At 56.1% G+C, this 24,005-nt stretch carries 24 protein-coding genes; 15 read left to right on the forward strand and 9 right to left on the reverse strand.

Going from position 1 to position 24,005, the window contains the following annotated elements; translation table 11 throughout:
* Positions 1-24: 24 nt before the first annotated feature.
* The gene (locus QMK51_RS16955; protein WP_154980336.1) at positions 25-513 is read right to left on the reverse strand and encodes an Lrp/AsnC family transcriptional regulator; all 489 of its coding nucleotides are present in this window, start codon (positions 511-513) and stop codon (positions 25-27) included.
* Positions 514-645: 132 nt separating this feature from the next.
* Between QMK51_RS16955 and QMK51_RS16960 the strand changes: the two genes are divergently transcribed.
* Positions 646-2,106, forward strand: a complete 1,461-nt coding sequence (locus tag QMK51_RS16960) for an L-lactate permease (RefSeq protein ID WP_320390993.1) — start codon at positions 646-648, stop codon at positions 2,104-2,106.
* A gap of 323 nt (positions 2,107-2,429) precedes the next feature.
* On the opposite strand, the gene QMK51_RS16965 is transcribed toward QMK51_RS16960, so the two are convergent.
* Positions 2,430-3,077: a glutathione S-transferase family protein gene (locus QMK51_RS16965; protein ID WP_320390994.1), complete on the reverse strand. Its 648-nt coding sequence runs from the start codon at positions 3,075-3,077 to the stop codon at positions 2,430-2,432.
* A 113-nt stretch (positions 3,078-3,190) separates the two neighbouring features.
* Here QMK51_RS16965 and QMK51_RS16970 point away from each other — a divergent pair, with 113 nt between their 5' ends.
* Positions 3,191-3,757: a TetR/AcrR family transcriptional regulator gene (locus QMK51_RS16970; protein WP_320390995.1), complete on the forward strand. Its 567-nt coding sequence runs from the start codon at positions 3,191-3,193 to the stop codon at positions 3,755-3,757.
* Between the two features lie 805 nt (positions 3,758-4,562).
* On the opposite strand, the gene QMK51_RS16975 is transcribed toward QMK51_RS16970, so the two are convergent.
* Both QMK51_RS16975 and QMK51_RS16980 read right to left on the reverse strand, forming a co-directional pair.
* Complete coding sequence (locus tag QMK51_RS16975; protein ID WP_320390996.1) at positions 4,563-5,714, reverse strand: polymorphic toxin type 44 domain-containing protein; 1,152 nt, start codon at positions 5,712-5,714, stop codon at positions 4,563-4,565.
* A gap of 544 nt (positions 5,715-6,258) precedes the next feature.
* Entirely contained in the window at positions 6,259-7,041 is a 783-nt protein-coding gene (locus QMK51_RS16980) for an AraC family transcriptional regulator (RefSeq protein ID WP_258696307.1), read from the reverse strand.
* Between the two features lie 109 nt (positions 7,042-7,150).
* Here QMK51_RS16980 and QMK51_RS16985 point away from each other — a divergent pair, with 109 nt between their 5' ends.
* A complete protein-coding gene (locus QMK51_RS16985) occupies positions 7,151-8,032 on the forward strand; it encodes an EamA family transporter (protein ID WP_320390997.1) in 882 nt (293 codons plus the stop codon).
* An 81-nt stretch (positions 8,033-8,113) separates the two neighbouring features.
* Here QMK51_RS16985 and QMK51_RS16990 read toward each other — a convergent pair whose 3' ends face one another.
* Positions 8,114-8,695 carry a DUF4157 domain-containing protein gene (locus tag QMK51_RS16990; protein WP_258696309.1) on the reverse strand — a complete coding sequence of 194 codons (582 nt, stop codon included), beginning with the start codon at positions 8,693-8,695 and terminating at the stop codon, positions 8,114-8,116.
* 261 nt (positions 8,696-8,956) lie between these two features.
* On the opposite strand from QMK51_RS16990, the gene QMK51_RS16995 reads away from it, so the two are divergent.
* The 3 genes from QMK51_RS16995 to QMK51_RS17005 all read left to right on the forward strand — a co-directional run bounded on the left by QMK51_RS16995 (position 8,957) and on the right by QMK51_RS17005 (position 11,327).
* Positions 8,957-9,526, forward strand: a complete 570-nt coding sequence (locus QMK51_RS16995; protein WP_320390998.1) for a DUF3592 domain-containing protein — start codon at positions 8,957-8,959, stop codon at positions 9,524-9,526.
* Between the two features lie 256 nt (positions 9,527-9,782).
* On the forward strand, positions 9,783-10,301 hold the full coding sequence (locus tag QMK51_RS17000; protein WP_258696311.1) for an isochorismatase family protein: 519 nt from the start codon (positions 9,783-9,785) through the stop codon (positions 10,299-10,301).
* A gap of 156 nt (positions 10,302-10,457) precedes the next feature.
* Positions 10,458-11,327 carry an AraC family transcriptional regulator gene (locus QMK51_RS17005; protein WP_320390999.1) on the forward strand — a complete coding sequence of 290 codons (870 nt, stop codon included), beginning with the start codon at positions 10,458-10,460 and terminating at the stop codon, positions 11,325-11,327.
* A 120-nt stretch (positions 11,328-11,447) separates the two neighbouring features.
* On the opposite strand, the gene QMK51_RS17010 is transcribed toward QMK51_RS17005, so the two are convergent.
* Positions 11,448-12,962 (reverse strand): MFS transporter, encoded by a 1,515-nt coding sequence (locus QMK51_RS17010; protein WP_320394533.1) that lies wholly within the window; start codon positions 12,960-12,962, stop codon positions 11,448-11,450.
* A gap of 191 nt (positions 12,963-13,153) precedes the next feature.
* Here QMK51_RS17010 and QMK51_RS17015 point away from each other — a divergent pair, with 191 nt between their 5' ends.
* Together QMK51_RS17015 and QMK51_RS17020 are read left to right on the forward strand one after the other, a co-directional pair.
* Positions 13,154-14,014 (forward strand): LysR family transcriptional regulator, encoded by an 861-nt coding sequence (locus QMK51_RS17015; protein WP_320391000.1) that lies wholly within the window; start codon positions 13,154-13,156, stop codon positions 14,012-14,014.
* Between the two features lie 388 nt (positions 14,015-14,402).
* Positions 14,403-14,942 (forward strand): GrpB family protein, encoded by a 540-nt coding sequence (locus tag QMK51_RS17020; RefSeq protein ID WP_320391001.1) that lies wholly within the window; start codon positions 14,403-14,405, stop codon positions 14,940-14,942.
* 28 nt (positions 14,943-14,970) lie between these two features.
* Here QMK51_RS17020 and QMK51_RS17025 read toward each other — a convergent pair whose 3' ends face one another.
* Complete coding sequence (locus QMK51_RS17025; protein WP_258700744.1) at positions 14,971-15,435, reverse strand: VOC family protein; 465 nt, start codon at positions 15,433-15,435, stop codon at positions 14,971-14,973.
* 651 nt (positions 15,436-16,086) lie between these two features.
* Between QMK51_RS17025 and QMK51_RS17030 the strand changes: the two genes are divergently transcribed.
* A complete protein-coding gene (locus QMK51_RS17030) occupies positions 16,087-17,151 on the forward strand; it encodes an alpha/beta hydrolase (RefSeq protein WP_320391002.1) in 1,065 nt (354 codons plus the stop codon).
* 160 nt (positions 17,152-17,311) lie between these two features.
* Positions 17,312-17,623 (forward strand): hypothetical protein, encoded by a 312-nt coding sequence (locus QMK51_RS17035; RefSeq protein ID WP_320391003.1) that lies wholly within the window; start codon positions 17,312-17,314, stop codon positions 17,621-17,623.
* 56 nt (positions 17,624-17,679) lie between these two features.
* On the opposite strand, the gene QMK51_RS17040 is transcribed toward QMK51_RS17035, so the two are convergent.
* Positions 17,680-18,687 (reverse strand): aldo/keto reductase, encoded by a 1,008-nt coding sequence (locus QMK51_RS17040; RefSeq protein ID WP_320391004.1) that lies wholly within the window; start codon positions 18,685-18,687, stop codon positions 17,680-17,682.
* A 92-nt stretch (positions 18,688-18,779) separates the two neighbouring features.
* On the opposite strand from QMK51_RS17040, the gene QMK51_RS17045 reads away from it, so the two are divergent.
* The 5 genes from QMK51_RS17045 (at position 18,780) to QMK51_RS17065 (ending at position 23,362) form a co-directional block, all read left to right on the forward strand.
* The gene (locus tag QMK51_RS17045; RefSeq protein WP_320391005.1) at positions 18,780-19,688 is read left to right on the forward strand and encodes a LysR family transcriptional regulator; all 909 of its coding nucleotides are present in this window, start codon (positions 18,780-18,782) and stop codon (positions 19,686-19,688) included.
* Between the two features lie 58 nt (positions 19,689-19,746).
* Entirely contained in the window at positions 19,747-20,067 is a 321-nt protein-coding gene (locus QMK51_RS17050; RefSeq protein ID WP_064618687.1) for an isochorismate lyase, read from the forward strand.
* A 160-nt stretch (positions 20,068-20,227) separates the two neighbouring features.
* Positions 20,228-20,842 carry an alpha/beta fold hydrolase gene (locus QMK51_RS17055; protein ID WP_320391006.1) on the forward strand — a complete coding sequence of 205 codons (615 nt, stop codon included), beginning with the start codon at positions 20,228-20,230 and terminating at the stop codon, positions 20,840-20,842.
* A 159-nt stretch (positions 20,843-21,001) separates the two neighbouring features.
* Complete coding sequence (locus tag QMK51_RS17060) at positions 21,002-22,339, forward strand: hypothetical protein (protein ID WP_320391007.1); 1,338 nt, start codon at positions 21,002-21,004, stop codon at positions 22,337-22,339.
* 462 nt (positions 22,340-22,801) lie between these two features.
* Positions 22,802-23,362 (forward strand): YSC84-related protein, encoded by a 561-nt coding sequence (locus QMK51_RS17065; RefSeq protein WP_320391008.1) that lies wholly within the window; start codon positions 22,802-22,804, stop codon positions 23,360-23,362.
* A gap of 276 nt (positions 23,363-23,638) precedes the next feature.
* Here QMK51_RS17065 and QMK51_RS17070 read toward each other — a convergent pair whose 3' ends face one another.
* On the reverse strand, positions 23,639-23,983 hold the full coding sequence (locus QMK51_RS17070; protein ID WP_258696322.1) for a cupin domain-containing protein: 345 nt from the start codon (positions 23,981-23,983) through the stop codon (positions 23,639-23,641).
* Between the last annotated feature and the right edge of the window lie 22 nt (positions 23,984-24,005).

Raw genomic sequence — 24,005 nt, forward strand, 5'->3', positions numbered from 1 at the left:
CGCAAGACGCTCTTGAATGAGCGGTTACCCAGGCACGCTCGGCACATTAAGCCCGACTTTCACACGGTCCAGCGCCACGATTGTCTTGAACCAGGTAACGTTGGAGTTTTCGGCAAACAATCGCCGCGCCAAAGCCTGGTATTCCTTCATGCTGGCAACGGTTAACACCAGGACGAAATCCACTTCGCCGGTGACGTAGTAGCACTGCTGAACTTCGGGCACCGCGAAGTGTGCCTTCATCGCCTCCAGCGCCTCGATGCTAGTGCGCTCTGCCATCACTTCCACAATGATCGTGATCGGCCGTCCTACGGCGGTGGGATCCACGATGGCTACGTTGCCCGTGATGACTCCCCCCTCTTCCATTCGCTTGATGCGGCGCTGAACGGCGGCCGTGGAAAGATTGACCTGCTCGGCCATAAGGCGCAGCGGCATAGTGTTGTCGCGCTGAACGAGGTCCAAGATGGCACGGTCGAATTTGTCCAACGATTCAGGTGCAGCGTCGTTTTTTGCCATGGTAAACCCGTGAGAAATTTTCTCGAAAACTATCAGAAAACTGCGCCCCTTTATCTAGCCAAGAGAAATATTATCTTGCCAGCAGTCTGCGTACGCAGCCTTAGTCGGGAACACACACAGGATATTATTGGCATGCTCGCACTGTTCCATCTTTCCCCTGTCCTGTTGGTTACAGCCATGCTCGTCGTGCTGCGCCGGCCACCCGTTCACGCCGCCATTGCTGGCACTCTATTAGTCATGGTGCTCTGGCTCGCTGGTGCTGCCGACGCGTGGCGCCTAGGCAGTATGGTGGCCGCCGCTCAAGATACGGCCGTGCTGTTTGCAAGTACGGCTTTCGTGATCGTTCCAGGTCTGGTCTTCGTGATTTTTATCGAACGCATGGGCGTCAACCTGGCGCTTAGCCAATGGGTGCGGTCACTGGGGCTTGGACGCGGCGATCAAGTAGTGTTTATCGTCCTTGGACTGGCACCGTTGCTCGAAGCGATGACCGGCTTCGGCGTGTCGTTGATCGCTACGGTGCCCCTGCTGCTCAGTCTCTTCGAACGTCGGGTCGCGCTACGAATAGCACTGACCGGCATGGCAATCATGCCCTGGGGAACGCTGGGCTTGGCATCTGTCATTGGTGCTTCGTTGGTTCACCTGGACGCACCCGCGCTGGCATCGACCTCGGCACTGACCAGCGCACCGGTTTTTTTGGCCCTCAGTGCAATCGCGCTATATCTTGCAGGCGTTCGTGACTCGCGGGAATGGAGGGCGTTGGGCGCTTTCTGGCTGCTGTTTGTGGGCGTGCTTTACAGTGCTAGTCGGTGGATGGGGCCGGAAGTGGCCGGCGTTGCCGCGGGCCTGGTGACGGCAGCAGCGGTACTCTCTGCTGGGCTGTGGCGCCTGCGCCGCAACGATAGCGAGCGCAGTGCGGTGCAATGGCCGCGTCAGGCATGGCCATATCTGGTTCTGATTGTCTACATTGTCGCGTTGAAGATGGTGTGGACGATCACCTCTTGGCAGGATCACTGGGTTGTACAGGGCGCCCAGGTCACCTGGAAGCCACTCGCCTCACCAGGCCTGGCACTGGTTCTGGTGCTGATCGGGCTAGGGTTTCACACGCGCAACACAAAACGCCAGACAGCACTCGACGTCAGCATGCCTGCTGCGCTGGTGGCGCGGGCGAAGCGGCCATTGTTGACCATTTTCTTCTTTCTCGCGATGTCGCAGATGATGGTGAAGGCCGGCTTCCTCGCGGGTTTGATGCAACTGCTGGCGGGCCTGTCGCCCACCGCCGCGACGTCGCTGGTTGCCATGTTTGGCGCGCTGTCAGGCTACATGACCGGGTCGAATGTTGGCGGCAATGCGATCTTCATGCCGGCCATCGCGATGTTGCCCGAATCCTCTCGCCTATTGTTGGCTGCCGTCCAAAACAGCTCGGCAGGGCATGCAGCGCTGGGCTCGCTGTCGGTTGTCATGCTGATCCTTGGACTTGCTAAAACCCAGGCCAAGGAGGAAGGCGAACTGGTAAGGTTTGGCTTCATGCTGGTCTGTCTCAATACCGCGTTAGTCGCGTTGGGCGCAGCGTTGCTGAGTGGATGGTTTGGATAGCATGGTATTGGCAGATGGGCCCTCCAATGAGCAACGTGCGACTTAGCGATGACCACTATGGGCCGATTTCTGCCCCTCGTGACAGACAGAAATCGGCCGATTCTGTTGAAAAAGTCGGCCATGGTTTGCGCATCAGAAAAGTACGCGTCCGAGATTGAAATCTTTACTTTTGGCAGAGGCTTCCGGACTCGGATTTCACGTAGCAGCGTGCAAAAAAGGCGTTTTCACCAGTCAATGATCAGGCAGTTTGGGCAGACCGACTTTTTCAACAGAATCGGTCAAAAGCGGCCCTCGGGCAAACGATAAGTGCAGTGTATTCTGCATTAACTAAAGTTCGGCTCGGTCAACACGTTGCGCCCTGACTGGCGCAATCGCATGCGAAAAAGATAATCACGAAGATTTGATGTTTTTCTCAGCCATTGCGCACTTTCGGGCACGCGTTCCAAATAATCGAGCATGGGCGTCAGGATGGCATCCGCCATGCTGTAGTTCGCCCCGCAGAAAAATTGCTGCCCGTCCAATTGCTTCGCCAACAGCCCAAGTGTTTGGATTGCCAATGGCTCGGCGGTAGCCACAGCTTCTCTATCGATATGACGTGATGGCTGCGCGGGTGAAACCAGCAATAAAAGATAACGACGTATCAGTCGATCATCGGCATACATCGCCAAAGCAGCGGACCACTGATCGACCTTTACCTTCTGGGCCAAGTCAACGGACCTTAGAGAAATATGCGCAAAGGCTTCATCCAGGTAGCGGCAAATAGTGGTTGTTTCAATTACGCTGCGTTCTCCATGCAGCAATACAGGGACCTTGCCAAAAGGATGCAGTGCCTTGTGTTCAGGGCTGTGGAGCGTGATCGTTTTACCATCCACGTGCATCCCGTGTGTGTAATCGAGCGCTTTCTCTTCGCAGTAAAGTCTGACACTACGTACGAAGGTACTAAATCCAGGTCCCAGTATGTGCAATCTCATGTGTAGCTCCTTGAGGGATGAGTCGGCAATTCTGGTCGGTATGACTTTATGTTCAAGAACATAAAGTCCCGTTTTGTCATACTCCATCTCACGCTTTACTGAGGAGAAGACGTATGCCCTGGCCTGCTACACAGCGCGCAACCACTCGACAGATGATTCTGGATAGCGCATCGCGACTCTTCGCACTGGAAGGTTTCGAAAAAGTCAGTATCGACTCAATTATGGAGAGTGCGGGATTGACCCGGGGGGCCTTCTATAGTCACTTCGCATCCAAAACGGAGCTTTACACCGAAGCTATTAGAAATGCCGCGAACGCGGGGGGCGCGATACTGGAAGAGGCTGGTAAAGATGGTTTGCAGCAGGTAGTGAAAGACTATCTCCGCATGGACCATCGGGATGCAAGCCGCATGCACTGTCCGTTAGCCTTCATGGTCAATGATGCTGCTCAGCAGGACGGAGCCATCCAGGAGAGCTACACCCAAGTGCTCGCAGCTTTCGTCACACGTCTAGAGTCCGGACTGAAATCGACGACAGAGGCGGATACACGCCAGCATGCTCTGCAAATTGCCGTAGGGATGATTGGGGGCTTGGCACTAGCTCAAGCTGTGGCCGATGACCAATTGGCGCAAGAAATTCTCACAGCCTGCCAACAGGGATGTTTGCAGCTCGTAGAGCTATGACATGCCTTAGCAAGCAACGAAACGGCCGCATTGGGTCGCACGCGACCCCACGTCAGAGGCAAAAATCGGCCGATTCTGTTGAAAAAGTCGGTTCGCCCAAAACGCTCGAATATTGATGGGTGAAAACACCTCTTTTGCACGCTGCTACGTCAAATCTGAGTCCAATCTCTTCTGCGCAAAACACGGACTTCAATCTCAGACGCGTACTTTTCTGCCATGACTACCAAAGCCGACTTTTTCAACAGAATCGGCCATTAGCTGCCGATCGGCGGTGTCTACTAAATCGAAGACGAGCCCTGGTGTAGAATTCACTCGCTCACATCCTCCGTTTTATCGCAGTGCAGGATGACAGTCCTTTGGTGTGAGCGAGCCGCTATCATCTACAGCCCGCAACGCTTCATATACCTAAGGCTTGGCTCGGTCCCATTGACACTCTTTCAACCTGTCTGCGTCAGTTCCGCTGTCTTTTCGCATGTCGATGTTTCCATCTGCGTCTAGGTAGATGTCGGTATTGGGCCACTTCGGCGAGATGCTGATGCAATGATTACGCCCCCCTTTTTTGCTCCACCACGAAAACTCCATGAAGAATTCGTCGTCTGGGAAAAGTACCCCATTATCAACAGCACCGCCTCCAGGAAGCATTCCACCCTTGTAAATCCGGTCATTAACATTCCAGATGTACCGAAGCTCATCTTGCCCAGCTTTAGAGTAGTGAACATTCACGGTAGGCAAAGCTATGTCCCAGTGAGTGACCACTAAATACAACACCGGTATCCACAGTATCCGCGTGAACCATGTCCGACGCTTACTGGCATTTATGGGCACGGATTCCATCCCCCCAGTTCGCTGGTGGTACGGCCAACACTTCATCCATGATCATCTTCGCGGTTACTCCCCCCGTGGGATGCAGCTTGGCCAGCTTCATCCCAATTTCAATGGAAACCCTATCGGCAACGTCGTCCCATGATCGCGGTTCAGTCCATGGACTCGCCGTAGTATGTGGACCGGGATGCACTCTCTCCGCTTCAGGCTTGCTCATCTCGCCAGCTTTGGTAGCGGCGTCAGACAAAAATTGTGCAGCCCCTGCTCCATCCAGTAACTCGCTCTCTGACAAGCCTCCTATGATTCCAACGTATCCATAGTGGATGTTCGACCAGATGTCGTAAAAGTACTCGTAGGCTCCCTGTTTATGGTGCAGACCAACAAACAGCTTACGAAGCTTCGGTTTGTGATCCCAATCCATATGTGGGCCTACTTTGCTTGTCCAGATTGCCCACGATGTAGCTGTGTCCCTGTATTTGTTCAGAGCGCGGGCTACTGGTCCGCCCAAGCCTGTGAGTCGCGGGGGGGCCCTATCCGGAGATACGGGATCATAGTTATTAAGCCTTTGCATCTCTAAGACTTCCGAACTCAGAATATTTCGGTTCATCTCACCCGCGATGTAGTTGGCCAGCCCTTCCATTTCATCAGGATCTTTGCAAGCGACAGGTTCCGCCTCTGGCCTTGGCGTCGGGTCCGGTTGTTTAGCCGCCGCCTTAGGATCTACAAGGGCATTTGCAGCGGTTGCCTTCTCTGTCAGTTTTGGATCAGCCAGCAGTGTGGCCATTTTCTCATCGTCCACAGTGCCGTCTGGCCGGAATGCTCCGAGTGCCAAGAAGTTGATGATTGTTGCAGCACCAGCATCTCCCATGACGAATCCACCGCCAACATCGCTTGACCCGGTGATGATGGTCCCGCCATGGCTGGTTGGACTGCCCAAGTGAGCCATAGGACGGCCGTTCACTTGAATGGAAGGAAAACCAGTCGTGATAACAGCACCACACCCACAGGTATCGCCTACGCGTGCAGAACCCATGAAGTTGATGTTCGTGTCAGCGGAGGCAGTGGCAATCGGGGTAGTACCGTGTCCCGGTAATGGGCAGACATGTTTGTCACCCAATCGAGCAGAGGAAATCATTCGTCGTCCTTGTCGTACATAAAAAGCCCCCGTCGGTGGAGGCGAAGAGCATTTTTTAGGCGCCGCGAGGTTACCGCATGTGATGGTGAGCGGTCTGTAGGAAAGATCTGAACTTAAGTAACTCCATAAGACGTGCGCCTCTGGACCAGAAGTGGATGGTCGTCCTAGGCCTGCTTCCGGCCGATTCTGTTGAAAAAGTCGGTTCGCCCAAAACGCTCGAATATTGATGGGTGAAAACACCTCTTTTGCACGCTGCTACGTCAAATCTGAGTCCAATCTCTTCTGCGCAAAACACGGACTTCAATCTCAGACGCGTACTTTTCTGCCATGACTACCAAAGCCGACTTTTTCAACAGAATCGGCCAATAGCTGCCCGTGAGGTGAACCGGACTGACTTAACACAGCCCAAAAATCGCGTCCCTTCGCAAATTTCAGGTCTACTTACCAAACGGTCGACGTCAGATTTCACGTAGCAACGCTGACTTCAAAGTGACGAATGCGTTTTTACACGGCCTGGGCCGAAAACGGCCTCACCCCAAGACTCCTAGGCCTGTTGATCTGCGAAGTATCGACTGGGCACTTCTCCCAGCAAGCGCTTGAAAACCGTCGCGAATGCACTTGAACTGCTATAACCCAACACCATTGCAACCTGTGTGACCGACTGACCTTTTCCGAGCCGAACAATCGCTGCGAGCAGGCAGGCTTGTTGTCGCCATTCGATGTAACTGATGCCTGTGTGCAATCGAAACTGCCGGGTAAAGGTACGGCGGCTCATCCCCGCGCGCTGAGCCATTTCGTCGATACCAATTTCCAGCGAAGGCAGGGCCAGGAACTCGCGGCACACAATTGCAAGACGTGGCTCCGCTGGCAACGGGGCATTGAGCGAAAGCGCAGGCATCCCGGCAATTTCATGCAGCAGCAATCCCATCAAATGGCCATCTCGTCCTTGGGTGGAATAGTGCGCGGGTACATCCATTGCCTTCAACAGCAAATGCCGCAACAGCGGCGACACGTCCAATACCTGACATTGTCCAGGTAGCCCGAGTCGCTGTGCAGCTTGTTTGCGGATATAGGTGTTGTGCATGGTGACAGGGCCACGCATCTGCATGGCGTGGGGGAGCTGCGCCGGGACCCATATGCCGCGTTGGGGCGGAACGACCCAGTTGCCGTCATCGGTAAACACGGTAATGACCCCCCTTGCGGCATACGCGAACTGTCCACGCTGATGGTTGTGTACCGGGAACAGCGTTCCGTCCGCATAGTCATGTGCGGTCACGACAGCATCGCGCGATGTGTTCTGGTAGGGAGGTATGGTTATTTCTCGCATGGCCCGATTCTAATGAAAGTTGGCCTGTGACTGAAAGCGGGCCAAGTCGATTGCTTGCATATTTCTTCAGGCACGAGCATTTCCGCTCGGCTCTGGGAAAAGACTGACCATGCAGAAGAAGCATCTTGTACTAGCCGTGCTGGTAACGGCCGTCTGGGGATTGAACTTTCCCGTGACCAAACTTGGGCTTGCCGGCATCGACCCGCTGTTGTTGACAGCGTTGCGTTTCACGCTCGCCGCCTTGCCTTGGGTATTTTTCGTGGGGCGTCCACGCGTTGCATTCCGGTGGTTGGCGGCCTACGGGCTGATCTTTGGCGTAGCCATGTGGGCCTTGATCAACCAGGGAATCGCTTGGGGTGTGCCACCTGGTAGCGCATCGCTGTTGATCCAGCTCAGCGCATTCTTCACGCTGGGCTGGGGTGTGCTCTTTTTCGGAGAACGCCTGGGTCAGCCTCAATTGGTTGGCAGCTTGCTGGCGGCCGTAGGGTTGGGGGGGATGGTACTGTACAGTCCCGGCGATGCGTCGAGGGCAGGTTTTGCACTCGTAATTGGCAGCGCATTGGCATGGAGCATTGGCAACGTTGTCATCAAAGTATCCAAGGTACGTGAGATCTTCGCCTTCGTGGTATGGGCCAGCTTGTTTCCACCCATCCCGCTCTTGCTGTTGACGTGGCTGCTGCATGGCTCGGCACCCTTCAAGGCGCTACCTTCGCAGCTCAATGCAATGACGCTTTTTTCACTCGCTTTCCAGGTCTACGCAGCGACACACTTCAGTTACTGGGGGTGGAACCTGCTGTTGCGTGAATACCCAGTGTCGCGCGTGGCACCGTTATCGCTGTTGATTCCGGTATTTGGCATCGTCAGCTCAATGGTCATCCTCGGCCAACACCCAAGCCCCTCTAATTGGGCCTTGATCTTGCTGGTTCTACTGGCGCTAGCCTTAGGTTCAGGGAAAGTACAGGTACTGCTCACCCGCCATCGCACGCGTTGATTGGGCGGGCTTGAAGGGTCTGTCGGCTGCTTTGTTTCTGGTGTGTCAGTGCTGAATGGGCAGCCCTGGGCAGCCTAGGGATCAAGGGGTGGAATTGCCCAACCGTCTGACCTCAGCCTGTATGGCATAAGCCGGCGCCTCCACAGCATTGAAATCTTGTGTATACCGCTGGGCAAATCCTTCTACCCCCCATTCCTGAAACTGCTGCACATGCTTTAGTTCGTGAGCCCAGAGCGCGATGTTCTGTTCTGCGGTTTGAGCGTCCCGGAAGAGGATGATGTCGATCAGCGTCACGGCACCGACATCGGGGTTTTGCAGCATGGCAGTGGCGGCGCTGAATTGGCCATTGTCGCTAACCTTGTAGCGCGCGACATCGAGGACGCTGGGGTCGTACCAACGCAGCAGTTGTTCCCGGATGTGCAGTGGGATGGGTTGGATGTCGGCGCTGGCTGCTTCAGCACGGGCTTGGGTCAACCACAGAGCCAGGGCAGGTGCCGCGATCTGGTAGATGCCATCGGGCATCTGCCCCAGATCTGGCAGGCAGATACAGCCGTCCAGGCACACTTGTTTCTCGCCAGGTGGGCAGGCGTTGGTTTGGGCGGGTACTACAAGAGTCAGGCAAAGAGCAAACAGCGCCACCGGGCGCGTGGTGATGGGCGGCATTAGGCCCTCCAGGGACGGAAGCAGCACGAACAGTAGGTCACTATTGATCGACGACCCACATAACTTTAGCGTATCCCTATCGGGTCTCTTCTCGATGGCTGTTTGGGGCGATTGCTGCCCTCACAACAACAGCAACGGTCGATCAGAAGTACTCACTCAGTGATTGCGATCGGACTGGATATACGGTGTCTCATGCACGCTCAGTCCCTCTCCGTGCGATCCGAGGACACGCCGTCTCCCCCGCTGCCGGAATTTCCGCAAATGGCCATAAACGCTGAAGGGCCTCAAGTAATCGGTTTGGTCGCCGACACGGCTGCTGAATGCCCTCATGCGAAGGACCATAAGATGTTTTACCCACGCGAAGCAGAAAAAGATCACCTATACAACCGAGTAATCCTGCTAAGCATTGCTTGCTGTGTGCTGCTATCACTGGCCGCCATGGCACGGCACCAAGGATCCATCTATGCGATCATCCAATTGAGCGCGGCTGAGGTCACAGGCACAGTGACGCAGCTGGAAGATATCCCTAGAAACAGCATGGTCAAAATAATTCGCTACCAATATGTCGATCACGACCGCCAAGTTCACGAAGGCGAATACCAGGACCAGCGTTATGACGAACACTCCCAATATGAAGTGGGTCAGGATATTTCGCTGCTTTATTCACGCTGGTTCCCGCGAGTAAGTAGTATCACAACCGAGCTACACACCTACCGCCCCGGCTTTTTCATCATGACTGGCGGAGTGTTGCTGGCCTTGTTGTTTCTTGGCATCTCGTTCAGAACAATCAGCCGCATTTTTGCCATGAAGCAGGAAGATCGCTTCTATTGAGATGCGCACCTCAACGATCAATCCAAGCAATAGCCGCCGCGCAGGTCACACCGACTTGCCAACCAGGCACCGTGCAGATACTGTCCACTTTATGAATCAGCCACGCATTGCCTCGACCACCACGACCACGACCGCCCAAGGCGGGTCGTGAGAGGTGTCGTGAGCCAATAACGCACGAACTTCAAAGGCCCGCCAGCGATGGACAGGGCCTTTTCTTTTGCCCTTGTGTCGCTGGTCCAAACGCAAGGAAAGCACTATGTACGCACTGTTGATTCTCGATATGCAGGTTGGATTGTTTCATGGTCCGGATAAACCATGGGCTGGCGAAGCGCTGCTGAACACTTTGAATAACCTGTTGAGCAAGGCCCGCACGGCTGGCGCGCCAATTTTCCTTGCTCGCCACGTCGGTCCACCTGGCTCGCCCATCGAACCTGCGAGCCCGTTGACGCAACTGGTGTCGGAACTGCTGCTACAAGGCGACGAAGTTATCTTCGAAAAAAACCGACCCAACGCTTTCGCCATGACTGACCTGGCCGATCGGCTGAAAGCTTGTGAATCTCAGGGTGTGGTTATTGCCGGAATGAAGACCCAGTATTGTGTCGACAGCACCTGCCGCGCCGCACGCGATCTTGGATTCGATGCAGTGCTGATCGCCGATGGTCATACCTGCTCCGATACCCCTGTGTTGACGGCCGAAAATATCATCGCTCATCACAATGCGACCCTGGCGGGTCCATTCTGTCGCGTCGTTCGCGCTGAGGACTGGCATTTTTAACCGGCATTGATAGATCGGCTCAAGACTGGGTCGGTCTGTCCGCTTTGGGTTGTGAATTCACCAACCCAAAACGTACCTTGAGCAAACGCGGCTAGGCGCGCTCACGCCGATATAGTCGACTCTATTGCCGACCGTACCTCCAGGAACCTTTTCCCAGTGTCTGACATGCCGAGCAACTTCGCTTACACAAAACGCTTCAACGCCGTACTCGCCTACATTGATGCCAATCTCGAAGGTGACCTGTCGGTGAAGACGTTGAGTCATGTGGCGAACTTTTCGGTGTTTCACTTCCATCGACAATTCACCGCGTTCGCAGGCGTACCTGTCTCACGTTATGTGCAACTGATGCGGCTACGACGCGCGGCGCATCGCTTGGCCGCCCTCGCTGATTCCTCGGTACTGGACGCCGCACTCGGTGCCGGCTTTGAAAGCCCCGAGGCATTTTGCAGGGCGTTCAGGCGGGCGTTCGGTATGACGCCGAGTGCATTCAGGAAGGAACCGAACTGGCAGGTCTGGAATGCGGTATTCGCAATCCCTCACTTTTCCAGGACTATCATCATGCAAGTACGAATCGTGGAATTCCCTGAAATCAGGGTAGCAGCGCTTGAACACTGCGGACCCGCCGGGCTCGTCAATGAGAGCGTGCGCACGTTCATCGAGTGGCGTATGCAGAGCGGACAGTCGCCAGTGGCATCGAGTCGCACCTTCGGTATTCCCTATGGCAACCCCGATACGACACCTCCACAAGCATTCCGCTTCGCAATCTGCGGCGAGATTCACGAGGCAGTGGCGCCGAATGAGTTCGGTGTGCACGAGATCGTCATTCCTGGCGGTCGCTGCATCGTGGTGCGACACGTGGGGTCACCGGATCACATCGGCGAAACGATCTATCCGATTTACCGCGATTGGCTTCCTGCCAGTGGAGAAGAACTTCGTGACCACCCGCTGTTCTTCAATTACCTGAGCGTCTATCCCGAGACGCCGCAGGATCAATGGCAAACTGATGTGTATGTGCCGCTGCAATAGCGGAGCAAGCAGCTTTCGCCCCTGACAGACATTGACGAGTGTCCGCTCAGGGTTGCACCCTTTCGCAACAGGCAGACATCGGCCAAAAGCAGTCCTTCGGATGATGGTCACTGCTGAGAATCAACGAGTTTTGTTCGGACGAAAGACCACCCAGCTCGCCGCCACTAGCACCCATGCCGCAATACCCCCATACAGCATGACCCAGCCAAATCCATGGGCCAAAGCTGCGTTGGCAACATCGACCGCAATAGTAGTGTCTTGGCCAGTCTGCGCCAACACAGCGGAGTTGCCGGCTGAAATATTCTCCGCCAGCAACCTCAACTGCACATCATCGGACGAGCCAGATAACTGGTCGCGCAGGGAAGACAGGATGCCTTCCACCAAGATGAATCCCATCAGCGCGATATTGATTGCAAGGCTGATCATACGAGCGCTGATATCGATGCCCGATGCCATGCCTGCACGCTCACTGGGCACCGATCCTGTGGTGGTATTGGTGACAGGCGTATTGGTCAACCCCAGTCCGATCCCTGCGATCAAGCAGCCAGGAAGCATCGTCAGCCAGCTGGCATGCGTGACACTGCTGCCCCATTTCATCAGCAGGAAGCCCAGACCTATGGTGAACAAGCCTGCGGGAATCACCACGTCAGGTCGATAACGCAGCGCCAGCCGTTCGCCCAACGGAGGGATAACCAGCGTTGGCAGCGTATATGCCAGCAATGCCAGACCGGTGCCGACACTGGCGTAGCCCAGGCTATTTTGAAAATACAGAGGCAGGTAGATCATGAATGGCCAGAAGCTGAAGTTCATGCCTGCCGACCCTAGCAAGGCACCCGAGAAGCGGCGGATGCGAAATACCGAGAAGTCGAACATGGGATCGACATAGCGTCGCTGTGCGATGACAAAGACAACGAAGCTGACCATTGCCACAACCAGGCTGGCGATGGCCGAACCACTGGAGAAGCCCACCCCCGCTCCCTGAGTGATGAACCAGGAAAGACCCAACACTGCCAGCGATAGCGAAATAATGCCCAGCACATCCAGCCTGCGACGCTGCGGATCGCATGACTCATCGACACCGGCGATGACCAGCACCAGCGCGAGCACGGCAATTGGCGCATGCACCAGGAAGACCCATTCCCAGCTCGACAACGCCACGATAGCTGCGCCGATAATCGGACCGAACCCCAGACCGATGCCGAACACTATCCCCCAGGCACTGAAAGCTTTGCCGCGCGCATCTCCCGACTGGAATCGGTGAGACAGCACTGCCACCTGACAAATCAGCATGGCACCACCGGACATACCTTGCAGGAATCGGCTTGCGATCAACACACTGGTGCTTTGTGCCCATCCACAGCTCAGTGAGGTAATGCCGAAAAGTACCAGGCTAATGATGAACACTCGCTTGCGCCCATATCGATCCGCCAGTGTGCCGGTGGCCATCAGCACCGTGGTGCAGGCGATGGTGTAGGCATTCATTATCCACTGCATATCTTTGAAATCGCTACGCAGAACCGATTCAAGCGTAGGCAAGATTACCGGCACACTCGAGATTTCCAGGCCGAACATCAGCGAGGCCAAGCAAACGGCGGCTATTGTGAAAACATCCTTTTGCGAAGAAGAGAACAGCATCGTGATCTTCCAGATCAAGTTGATGGGCACTGGCAAGACGACCCTGCCCCCTCAGGGGAGTTGGCGCGATAGCCTCACCAGCGTCACCCGACATAACTCCAAGTGACCAGCCGCATTCTGGAAGTAATTAAAAAATGACAGAAATGATTTAATTTCGTAAGTTTTATTAATATTCATCATGAGTTGACTAAATGGACTTCGATCCAGCTCTGTTGCGTGCTTTTGTCGCGATCAAGGAAACCGGTAGTTTCACTCGTGCCGCAGAACGGCTGCACTTGAGCCAGTCAGCGATCAGTCATCAGATCCGGCGCCTGGAAGAACAGGCCGGCACCACCCTACTGGTGCGCACCACCCGACGTTTGACGCTGACAGAAGATGGCGAAGATTTTCTGCGTCATGCCGAACATGTCCTCGACGCGCAAGACGCCCTCTCACGGCGTTTCGAAACGTCATCGGTATCCGGAACCGTGCGCTTCGGTGTGCCAGAAAACTTTATCGGCGACGGCCTGCCGCCGTTATTGACTCGGTTCGCCAGACAATTTCCCGCAGTACGTCTGGATGTAACCGTTGGCACCTACCTTGATCTGCGCGCGCAGGTCGATGCCGATGGGCTCGATCTGGCCGTGGTCATGGCATTGCCGGGCGGTCAGGCCAGCGGTACCGTGCTGCGCGAAACCCGGTTTGTCTGGGCCGCGGCGCAGAGTTTCGACTTTACCGGCGACACCCCTTTACCGCTGGCGTTTGCACCAGCGCCCTGCATGCACCGGCAAGTGGCCGTAGAGGCACTGGCGAGTTCCACCGTGGATTGGCGAGTTGCCTTTACCTCTCCAAGTCAACAAGGACTGCGGGCGGCGGTATTGGCCGGACTTGCCGTCACCGCTCTACCGCTGGGAGATCTAGAGCCCGGCATGGTGGTGATTGACGGTCAACATGGCCTGCCACCGCTGGTGGATGCTAATTTCAGACTGATATGGAGTGTCACAGGAAAGACCCCTGCGGCCAATGCATTTGGGCAACTGCTGGTGGAGATGTCTGAGTCGCCATCGATTTAAACAAGCTGACGGCTATTCGATGGTAAGTGCCCTGTTGATTGCGAATGGCCGCTTTGGGTTGTGGATTCAACCGGCCGAAATCTGACATTTTATTTCCCTCAACCTCTGCCAGACTCAGTCAAAAAAGCAGCCGAAGGAAGTGCCGTGAAAATGCTCATGGAGATTGTGCTCGGCGTCATCTGCTACCGAGTCGGGTATTGGGTGCTCAAGGCAATTACGCTGGGTCGGTGCGTCAGCAGCCAAATCCCCGGTCTCCCAACTTTGATAGCTGCTGCATATTGGAAGCGCTAACATCCCGCCCTCGCATGGATGCTGTATGGCGGCGTGTAGAGCGCGCACGCTTGGAGTGTCCGTATCACCAGGCCCGCGGACACAAGGAAAAAGTACCATGGCGCTAACCAGCAAGATTTCCCTCTACGACAGTCAATGGCCCACGCTCTTCCTTAACGCCAAAGAGCAGATCGCGGAGGCGTTCGGCACTGAGCTTGTAGCCATTCATCATGTCGGAAGCACCGCCGTTCCCGAGCTCGCCGCCAAACCAGAGATCGACCTCCTGGTCGAGGTTGCGCAGCATCGAAACGAATCCTTCCGAGACACTGTCATGCGTGGGCTAGGGTATGCACGGGGAAGCGATCTGTCGGCAGGACACCATTTTTATCGTCGCGATGTTGACGGTGTGCGGACACACAAGGCCCACGTTTGTATCACCGGCCACGGTCAAATCGAAAGAATGCTCCGCTTTCGTGATTTGCTCAGGAGCAACCCTGTGCTTCGCCAGCGGTATCAGGACTTGAAGCTTGAACTGGAAGCAAACAACACCGGCGGCATAGGTGAATACCTGGCACGGAAGGCCCCCTTTATCGACGAGATTATGGGGTCGGTCTCGACATCCGCTCGCTATAACGTGGAGCCAAGACCAATCGGCTAGTCAGCGTGGCAATGCCGAGTGTCCTCCCTCATCTCTCCTCGGCAAATGCATCCTTGATAAATGCCTCCAGCTCCTTCTCTTCAAGCAGCTCAATAGAAAAATGCCCGAAGCGTTTCGGTAACCAGAGTATGCGTGTCCCACTTGGCGACTGGAGATTATCGCGAGACAGCGGCTGGCCGTTCTCATTTTCCGGCTGGACGCCTGCGTCGATCAATTCGTCGTAGGCTGCCTCAATATCAGGTGTGGAATAACAGTGCCGGTAGATTGTGCCTTCGCCGTTGGCGTCCATCAGAGCCTTGAGATTTCCGGTAATCGGTTGCACCAGCATAATGCGCTCCGTTCCGAACTTGACGATCGCATAGCGCACATGCAAACCGTCGCGCTGCCAATCAAGTGTCTTTGAAATTTTGGCGCTAAAGACACGAGCGTAATACTTGCACGCTTCCTCGAGGTCTTTGACGAGAACATCGACGTGGCTGAACTTTAATTTCAAGGGCCCCCGGGCGGGTATCGAGGCCGCCGAGAGGGTCAACTTCTCTATCAGCGAGGCGACGTCCTTCGCACCGTAACAGCGAAATTTAACGCTGCCAGCGTCGGTATCCAGACGGACGATCTTCGTCACAAACCCACCTTCAACGCTGACCTTTCGGATCATTGCCAATGGGAGTTCAATATCCAGGGTCCCATCCTGAAAGAGGCGGTTCATGGCATTGGCGTTCAGGCGAACCATGGTTTCGGTGACCACTAACTTCCCACCAACCCACAACCCTCCGTATGCGTTCTTGAAGGCCTCCAGCACCCCGGCCAACGCGCCCACACTGCCACTCCCGGCTATGGAGAATAAATCGCCCATGTTGTCGTGATTCAACTGGGCGTCGGCCACCAGAAAATTGACCAGCTTCGACTTCAAAACTCCTTCGGCCATCTACACATCTCCATAATTTGAGGAGGTGTAGTTAACCAGAAACAGGCTCCGTACGCCCGGCTGTGTATCACAGTGCGTCTGACCAGCCTCTTGATACATGGTTTTTCACCTGGCCTGCGATTCGACACAGGCCAGATACGTCGCCGCGTTCGAATGCAAGCAAGGTTTCAAGGGGCTCAGCCAGAACCCCTGGCCAACGGCTTGCAACGGAGACATCACATGAAGATGGCACTGCGGAACAAAACCGGCAAAACCCGCCACCGCCTGGTCGGCTCGTCGATCCTCGCGTTTACCCTGTTCAGCGTTCTCGGTGCGGCCCACGCACAAACGACCGCAGCCACGCAGCCAACGGCGATCAATGCTGGCGCCACTCATGCAACACCCTCCCCGTTCGGCCCGCTCAAGCATGTCAATGCCGGGCTGCTGAACGTGGCATACGCCGAAACGGGCCCGGCTGACGGGCCGGTGGTGATTCTTCTGCACGGCTGGCCATACGACATTCACAGCTATGACGAGGTCGCCCCCTTGCTTGCTGAAAAGGGCTATCGAGTGCTGATGCCGTATGCACGTGGCTATGGCGATACGCATTTTCTGTCCGATAAAACCGTTCGCAATGGCCAACCGGCTGCGCTGGCCAGTGACGTCATCGACTTCATGGATGCGCTGAAGATCAAACAAGCCGTGCTCGGTGGTTATGATTGGGGCGCGCGCTCGGCCGACATCGTCTCGGCGCTATGGCCAGAACGGGTCAAGGCGCTGGTCTCGGTCAGCGGGTATCTGATCGGCAATCAGGCGGCCGGCAAGAACCCGCTACCACCCAAGGCTGAATTGCAGTGGTGGTATCAGTTTTACTTCGCCACCGATCGCGGTCGCGCCGGGTACGAGAAAAACACCCACGACTTCGCCAAGTTGATATGGCAACTGGCTTCGCCGAAATGGGCGTTCGATGACGCCACTTTCGACCGCAGCGCCAAGGCGCTGGACAACCCCGACCATGTCGACATCACCGTGTTCAACTACCGCTGGCGGCTGGGCCTGGTCCAGGGCGAGACCCGATACGATGCGCTCGAGCAGAAACTGGCCACGACACCTTCCATCAGCGTGCCGACCATCACCCTTGAAGGCGATGCCAACGGCGCGCCGCACCCTGCCCCCGAGGATTACGCCAAGCGCTTCACCGGTCAATACGAGTTCCGGCTGATCAGCGGCGGCATCGGCCACAACCTGCCGCAGGAAGATCCGCAGGCGTTCGCCAAGGCTGTGATTGACGCGGATCACCTTTGAGGTGATCTGATGTCCGTGTACTGGCCCCGATGAACACCGTCACAACAACGGCTCGTTTATTTAACGAGCCGTTTTAGCCAAGGCAGGCGCAACACCGTCTAATCTGAATAGAGCACGACCACAAACACACCTCCAGCCTCTTGATGCAGGGGAACATGGGATGATCGGCAAAACAGCGCGCCAATGCTCGTCATGGATCCTCCCTTCCCTGCTCGCCATTAACCTGGCGCTGACTGCAGGATGTGCGGGCAAAACTTCCACGGCCCGCTATTCGGCCTCAAGCGCAGACTCAAGCGCCGGCTCAAGCTGCTATGCAAAAGCGCTACCCACTGCCGGCGAGGGCGGCCTGGCTTGGGGCTCCACCCTGGACATGGCTCGCCAGAAGTCCATGGATAATTGCATACGCTATGCCGGTCAATCCGGTGGTACGCCGACTACCTGCCATGTGGTGTTGGCGGAGTGCAAAAACTGATATCGAACGTCTGCATTCAATAACAGAACTGAACGCTCACCCTCTGCTCAATAGCGTCAAGCGGCACCAGGGACATTTGTTCCCATGCCCGCCGGCAGGAACGGTCGAATTTCGTCGATTTCTGCGGTGCTAAGACGCAACTCCGAGGCTGCAATCAGTCCGTCTACTTGTGCCGGACGGCGGGCACCGACAATGGCGCCCGTCACTGCCGGTTTGCGAAGTACCCAGGCGATGGCGACCGCCGCAGCGCTTACCCCGTGCCTTTCTCCGATGCGTGCCATGACGTCAACCAATGCCAGGTTCGCACTCAAACGGGGCTCCTGGAAGTCAGCACTTCGGGCCTTGCGCCAATCGTCGTCGGGCAACTGCGAGATGCGTTCGCGCGTCATGCTGCCGGAAAGTAGCCCTGATTGAAGCGTGGAATAGGCAAGGACACCCATCCCGGCCTGCTCACAGAATGGCAGAACGTCCTTCTCGATGTCCCGCATCAAGGCCGAGTACGGCGGCTGGAGCGAAACGATCTCTGTCACCGCCTGCGCCCGCTTGAGTTGAGCGACATCGAAATTCGATACACCGATAGCGCGAATCTTTCCTTGATCGCGCGCGGCCGCCAAAGCCGAAAGCGCCATTTCAATACCTTCACTGCTGGCATCGGCAGGAAAAGCAGGCCAGTGGATCTGATAAAGATCGATCGTCTCGACTTGAAGCCGGTGCAAGCTTGCGTCGATCTCGGCGAGCAAGGATTGAGGGGCCAGTGAGTGCGAAATCGCCTTTGTGGCCGGGTCCCAGACCAAGCTGCCTTTAGTGAACACCAAAGGACGCCGTGAGGCCGGCACCCGCTGCAGCAACTGCCCCACTAATTGCTCCGCATGGCCCAAGCCATAAACTGCAGCGGTATCAATCCAGTTCACGCCGCGTTCGACGGCATATTCAAGTGCGCCCAGGCTGTCCTTGTCATCCTGCGCTCCCCAACTGTACTCCCAGCCGGTGCCGGCGATTGCCCATGTCCCCAGGCCAATAGGCGAAATCAGAAAATCCGATGATCCAAGACGATTCTTTTGCATAGCGACCTCTCCACTAATGATGGAGGAAGTATCCGGGAGCGGTCTCATGACGATAAGATGGGCAATCGTATTTGAACTGCTGAACCATATTCATGAGTTATCACCCCGACCTCTCTGAACTCGACGCCTTTGCCGCCGTCGCTCGCCATCGCAGCTTTCGCAAGGCCGCCGACGAGCGTGGCGTTTCAGCTTCCGCGTTGAGTCACGCAATGCGAGCGTTGGAAGCACGCTTGGGCATCAGACTGCTGAACCGAACCACTCGTAGCGTGACCCCGACCGAGGCTGGCCAGCAGCTATTGGTGACGCTGGTCCCAACCCTGCACCAGGTTAACGATGCATTGGCGCAATTGACCTCGATGCAGGAAGTGCCCGCTGGCAAACTTCGCCTCAACGTGGCGCGTCCGGCGGCTCGCATCGTGTTTGCAAAAGTGCTCGCGCCCTTCGTGGCCAGGTATCCACGTATTCAGTTGGACCTGATCACCGATGATGGATTGACCGATATCGTGAATGCGGGGTTTGACGCTGGAGTCCGCTTTGGTGAAAGCCTGGCCGGTGACATGATCGCAGTCCCTGTCGGCGCACCCCAGTCGTTCGTGACCGTTGCTGCGGATGCCTATCTGGCCGCAAAGGGAACCGCGCACGTCCCCCGCGACTTGCTCGACCATGCGTGCATTGCCAGGCGTTTTCCCAGTGGCAAACTTTACGCTTGGGAGTATCAAGCCGACGGCCAACCGATACGGTTGTCCGTCACAGGCCCGCTGATTCTGGAAGACGATGCGCTGATGATCCAGGCGGCGAAAGATGGCGCTGGTATTGCCTATGTCTATGAGGAACTGGCGCGCGACGATATCCAGAATGGGCATCTCAGAGAAATACTCCAGGAGTGGAAAGCGCCGCCAAGCCGATTCTTTCTTTATTACTCCAGCCGGCGCCATGTGCCACCCGCTCTCAAAGCGCTCATCGAATTTATCAGAGCGGACCGAGCTCGCGAGGCTGCATAGCCGTCGTAAAATCAGAACCTGGAGCCCACGATCTTTTTCAACAAACGGAGTTACCTACATGGAAGTCATCAATCAGTTGCAGCCTGCAGAGTGTGCGGGCATGGAAGATATCCGACGCGAAATCGACGCCCTTGATCAGGCCGTTATCAAGCTGTTGGGCAAGCGTTTTCACTATGTGCTGGCCGCCTCGAAGTTCAAGACCTCGGTGACTTCGGTGCGCGCTCCGGAGCGTTTCAAGGCCATGCTGGCGACACGACGCGAGTGGGCCGAAGCCGAGGGCCTGAGCCCGGATGCCATCGAGAAGATGTACAGCGACTTGGTGAACCACTTCATTGCCGAAGAGATGAAACACTGGGCGGCTCATCAATCCGAAACCTGACGCTAGTGTCTGGACTGTCCGGACCGACTTTTTCAACAGAATCGGTCGCAAGCGGCCCTTCACTACCGGCAGCTCTCGTTCCGAAGTGGTCATCGAACCTCGTGGCATCCATTTTTTCCTCCTGCTGACTCTTTCAATTCCACCTTCAAGGACCGAACCTGTGATCGTATCCCCCGCCAAACTTCTCTTCCTGCCCGGAGCCTCAGGTAACACCCGGTTTTGGCATCCGGTTGCTGAGCGCCTGGCCCACCCGGCGCAGCAGGTCCATATCGGCTGGCCCGGCTTTGGAGACACACCGCCCTTGCCTGGCGTGACCGGCATGGATGATCTGGTGACTCGCGTGCTGGCCGAGATCGACCGGCCCACAGCGCTGGTGGCACAGTCCATGGGCGGCATAGTCGCTGTGCTTGCAGCGCTTGAACGCCCTGAGCTGATCACACACCTGACGCTGACCGTCACCTCAGGCGGGGTGGATATGTCTGCTCTGGACGCGCATGACTGGCGCCCGGATTTTGCTGCCGCCAACCCGACACTGCCGAGGTGGTTTCTCGACGACCACACCGACCTCACGCTCCGGTTGGTCGAGTTGCGCATGCCAGTCCTGCTCCTCTGGGGAGATTCTGATCCGATCAGCCCTGTTCGCGTCGGCCAGCGCCTTGCTCAACTGTTACCCCGCGCGGAACTACAAGTTTTCCCGGGCGCCGATCACAGTCTGGGCTTTACTCACGCAGCCGAGGCGGCGAGGTTGATCGAGAAACATCTGGCCTGCTGGTGAGCGGAACACTTGTTGCCACCGTGTCAGACTGATTGTGCGGCCCCGTGCGTTTCAAGACATCTCGGATAGCAAGTGAAAACGTATTTCAGCAGATTCGGTGATTCACTTTCAGAGTGTCCCTAACCAAGGAATGACCCGAGAATTCAAGGATTCAGATTGATGTCAATTTCCATCGCGAGTTTCTTCTACCCTTATTCAAAGTTCCTCCATGGCGCTGCCTACAACCTGCACCAGATTTTGGAAGGCCTGGGCGTCGTGTCATCGAGCTTCACCGAGCGTGACGACGCTGGAAAGATCATCGGCGGCTACTGGTCGCCCGATGAAGCTATGGTGATCACGCTGGGCTATCTGGTGATGCTGTCACTGCTGCTGATTCCCTTGCTGTCAGCAGCGGCCTATACGGTGGGCAAGAAGCGGGGCCTGCTCATCTTCTTCGCACTCTTGTTCCTGCCGGGTGTGTTGAACTGCCTAGGCCTATTCCCCATCATCAATTACCTGCCCACCCGTTACACCATCCATGGTGTGGGGAACCTGGGCAGCGAGGTCGGGCTAATTCCCCTGTTGATGCTATGCGCCATCACCGGATGGGTCGTCATGGTTCTTGTCTATGACAACCTCAACCTCACCGAACGTTTCCGCCAGATCTACGATCACTTCTGGTTCCCACTGGCCTTGGTCGCAGCGGTGTTTTTCGTGGCGGACAACGGCGCCAACGAAGACGCCGCATTGCTGAAGGGGGCGACGGCGAACATCCAGGATGCCAGCGGTTACTTGTTGGGCCAAATCAGGCGCTACGACGACTACTGTAAGGCCAATGGCTTGGATGACCTGAGGTCGTGCCAGTGGAGCCGCTATTCGCAGTGGACCTTTACACACATCAAGGAAGGCGAAGCCGGCTACTTCATCGAATTCGCACCGGATGATTCCAAAGGGTTTTACTCCGCGAGTCGCAGGACCGTAAGCGATGAGGATGTGATCGCCATTCGCACAGAGATCGCCGAATACAATCAACGGTTGTGCCCTGTGAAGTACTTTTCCAGTGATCTCTCGCAGTCATCGCCGCTCTCCAGCACCTGTGAGTATGTCCCCCACCACTATTGCTTGGCCAAACCTGATGGTCCGCCGGGTCTTGTGGACGACGGTATCGGCAGCCACACCGTGGCCTTGGCCAGCGAATGCATCATCCCCCGGCTCGCCGCTGCCAAGCCTTACTTGAAGCAGCTGTCGGCGTTGGTCAGCCAACATGACAAAGCCAAGAATCATCGTTGGCTGTATTTCCTCGCCGTCGCTGTAGCGATCGGAGCAAAAGTGGCCCTGGCCACCACCAAGCTATGCCTGATTGATGCGCGACCTTCGGCTGACAGGCGTCGCGTCCTACGGGCTATACGGTACCGCCTGGGCCAGTGCGTCCGTTTACTGAAGCGCCTGCTGGTCGTTTCCTGCCAATGGGCATGGTTCGCTGCAACCCGCGTATCCAAGCTGTTCAAACAGGTATAGCCCGGCCGGACTGACATTTTTGTCAGTAGGCGCACCGGGCACGAGGCGTTTAGCGTCAAGCTCAATGTGAACCTTGATCTACCCGGCTCAGAGTCGGGCAACGCCGCCCGTTATGCTCAAATTGTCAGATCGAAAAAAACCGAATGGCAGATCGATCTGCGATTTGCTACAGGACCGGAGTTTCGACTTCTCGCGTAAATTCTTGCCCGACGGACTATCGCAGATCGACCGCCTGACCTTTTTCGCCGAAGCCGAGACGACGAACCCTGCCCCTGCACAGAGGTCAAAAAAGTGATGACCTCACCAATGATCCAAGGCCGCTGGCCTGCTGCGTTCAAAGGCGAAGCCAGTAGCTCACACACTTTAGGGTGCGCCGGATCATTTCAGTAGGCTCGGACTCTGCCGGGGGGGGCAGATGCTGACTGCTGCTCACATCCAATGCTCCCGTATCGGAGTACAAAAATGACTCAGTCAATGCGGTTCTTCCTATCGATCGTCCTTGCGACAGCCTCACTGGCATCGGCAAGCTTCTTGAACACTGCAGGTGCGACCACCGCCGAGGATCTGGATGTCGACTCTCGGCAAGCCTTGCAAATGCTCTACAAGGCCAGGCCATTTGCCGAAACCATTTCACACAACGCCAAAGCGATTCTTGTCTTCCCGAAAATCATCAAGGCGGGCCTTGTGTTTGGCGGCGGCTATGGCGAAGGTGAATTATTGAAGGGCAAGAAAGTAGAGAATTATTACAACTCCGTGACCGGATCATGGGGGCTGCAGGCCGGCGCCCAGTCGTATGGCTATGTGGTTTTCCTGATGACCGAAAAAGCCGTGAACTTTTTAAATAAATCCAAGGGTTGGGAAATCGGCGTAGGGCCCACTGTTGTCGTGGTTGATGAGGGGATGGCGAAAAATCTGTCCAGCTCGACGCTGAAGGACGATGCCTACGCGTTCATTTTCGACCAGCAGGGGTTAATGGCTGGGGTCAGCATCGAAGGAACCAAGATTTCCCTGATCAAGCGTTAAAACCGGTCGTTTGGCGCAAGGATGCGCCAGTCAACAACAGTGCTGCCTGTAAGCTGGAAGGGGCTCAGTTGCCCGTTGATCAAATTGGAACACCACACCTTTAACCCACGTCGACCCGGTGGGTTTCGGCTGTGGATTCAACCGCTCGATGCAACACAGCGGCTCTTGGTAACTGGCATGGGGCTGGATGGCAGTAAGCCTGCTGGAATCCACAGTAAAGAGCGGACAGTTGTTCCACGGCACAATTATCCAAATAGTTCTACCAGGGGGCTGAACTTACTCTTGCCTGACAATATCGACCGAGATCTCCACCGCCGCAATCGTGCCTCTGTTCTCAAGCCAGTGTGTGGTGTTCCTGTCCTCGGGCCAACCCACGCCCGGCCCATAATCCGTGGCGACGCCATTTCGATGGTCAGTGATCGTTCCTTGCAGGATGTAGACGGTGCCGGGTCTGTCTTTATGGTTGTGAATTGGCCCGAAGACGCCTCCAGGCTCGATGGTCACCATGCGCATTCTAAGTTGGCGCCCTGCCATGCCCTCGATCTCAGGGCCGAGGTCAACCGTTGCAAGTAACTTCACCGCAACACCTTTCGTTTCAGGTGCCACCTGTTCGTTGCTCATAGTGCCCTCCTCTCTGAACATA

This window comes from Pseudomonas sp. P9_31 (assembly GCF_034008235.1).
Classification (GTDB): domain Bacteria; phylum Pseudomonadota; class Gammaproteobacteria; order Pseudomonadales; family Pseudomonadaceae; genus Aquipseudomonas.

Excerpts from the sequence above, each read along its gene's own strand:
- QMK51_RS16955 (WP_154980336.1), bottom strand. The coding sequence starts at position 513 with ATGGCAAAAAACGACGCTGCACCTGAATCGTTGGACAAATTCGACCGT.
- QMK51_RS16960 (WP_320390993.1), top strand. The coding sequence starts at position 646 with ATGCTCGCACTGTTCCATCTTTCCCCTGTCCTGTTGGTTACAGCCATG.
- QMK51_RS16965 (WP_320390994.1), bottom strand. The coding sequence starts at position 3,077 with ATGAGATTGCACATACTGGGACCTGGATTTAGTACCTTCGTACGTAGT.
- QMK51_RS16970 (WP_320390995.1), top strand. The coding sequence starts at position 3,191 with ATGCCCTGGCCTGCTACACAGCGCGCAACCACTCGACAGATGATTCTG.
- QMK51_RS16975 (WP_320390996.1), bottom strand. The coding sequence starts at position 5,714 with ATGATTTCCTCTGCTCGATTGGGTGACAAACATGTCTGCCCATTACCG.
- QMK51_RS16980 (WP_258696307.1), bottom strand. The coding sequence starts at position 7,041 with ATGCGAGAAATAACCATACCTCCCTACCAGAACACATCGCGCGATGCT.
- QMK51_RS16985 (WP_320390997.1), top strand. The coding sequence starts at position 7,151 with ATGCAGAAGAAGCATCTTGTACTAGCCGTGCTGGTAACGGCCGTCTGG.
- QMK51_RS16990 (WP_258696309.1), bottom strand. The coding sequence starts at position 8,695 with ATGCCGCCCATCACCACGCGCCCGGTGGCGCTGTTTGCTCTTTGCCTG.
- QMK51_RS16995 (WP_320390998.1), top strand. The coding sequence starts at position 8,957 with ATGGCCATAAACGCTGAAGGGCCTCAAGTAATCGGTTTGGTCGCCGAC.
- QMK51_RS17000 (WP_258696311.1), top strand. The coding sequence starts at position 9,783 with ATGTACGCACTGTTGATTCTCGATATGCAGGTTGGATTGTTTCATGGT.
- QMK51_RS17010 (WP_320394533.1), bottom strand. The coding sequence starts at position 12,962 with ATGCTGTTCTCTTCTTCGCAAAAGGATGTTTTCACAATAGCCGCCGTT.
- QMK51_RS17015 (WP_320391000.1), top strand. The coding sequence starts at position 13,154 with ATGGACTTCGATCCAGCTCTGTTGCGTGCTTTTGTCGCGATCAAGGAA.
- QMK51_RS17020 (WP_320391001.1), top strand. The coding sequence starts at position 14,403 with ATGGCGCTAACCAGCAAGATTTCCCTCTACGACAGTCAATGGCCCACG.
- QMK51_RS17030 (WP_320391002.1), top strand. The coding sequence starts at position 16,087 with ATGAAGATGGCACTGCGGAACAAAACCGGCAAAACCCGCCACCGCCTG.
- QMK51_RS17035 (WP_320391003.1), top strand. The coding sequence starts at position 17,312 with ATGATCGGCAAAACAGCGCGCCAATGCTCGTCATGGATCCTCCCTTCC.
- QMK51_RS17040 (WP_320391004.1), bottom strand. The coding sequence starts at position 18,687 with ATGCAAAAGAATCGTCTTGGATCATCGGATTTTCTGATTTCGCCTATT.
- QMK51_RS17045 (WP_320391005.1), top strand. The coding sequence starts at position 18,780 with ATGAGTTATCACCCCGACCTCTCTGAACTCGACGCCTTTGCCGCCGTC.
- QMK51_RS17050 (WP_064618687.1), top strand. The coding sequence starts at position 19,747 with ATGGAAGTCATCAATCAGTTGCAGCCTGCAGAGTGTGCGGGCATGGAA.
- QMK51_RS17060 (WP_320391007.1), top strand. The coding sequence starts at position 21,002 with ATGTCAATTTCCATCGCGAGTTTCTTCTACCCTTATTCAAAGTTCCTC.
- QMK51_RS17065 (WP_320391008.1), top strand. The coding sequence starts at position 22,802 with ATGACTCAGTCAATGCGGTTCTTCCTATCGATCGTCCTTGCGACAGCC.
- QMK51_RS17070 (WP_258696322.1), bottom strand. The coding sequence starts at position 23,983 with ATGAGCAACGAACAGGTGGCACCTGAAACGAAAGGTGTTGCGGTGAAG.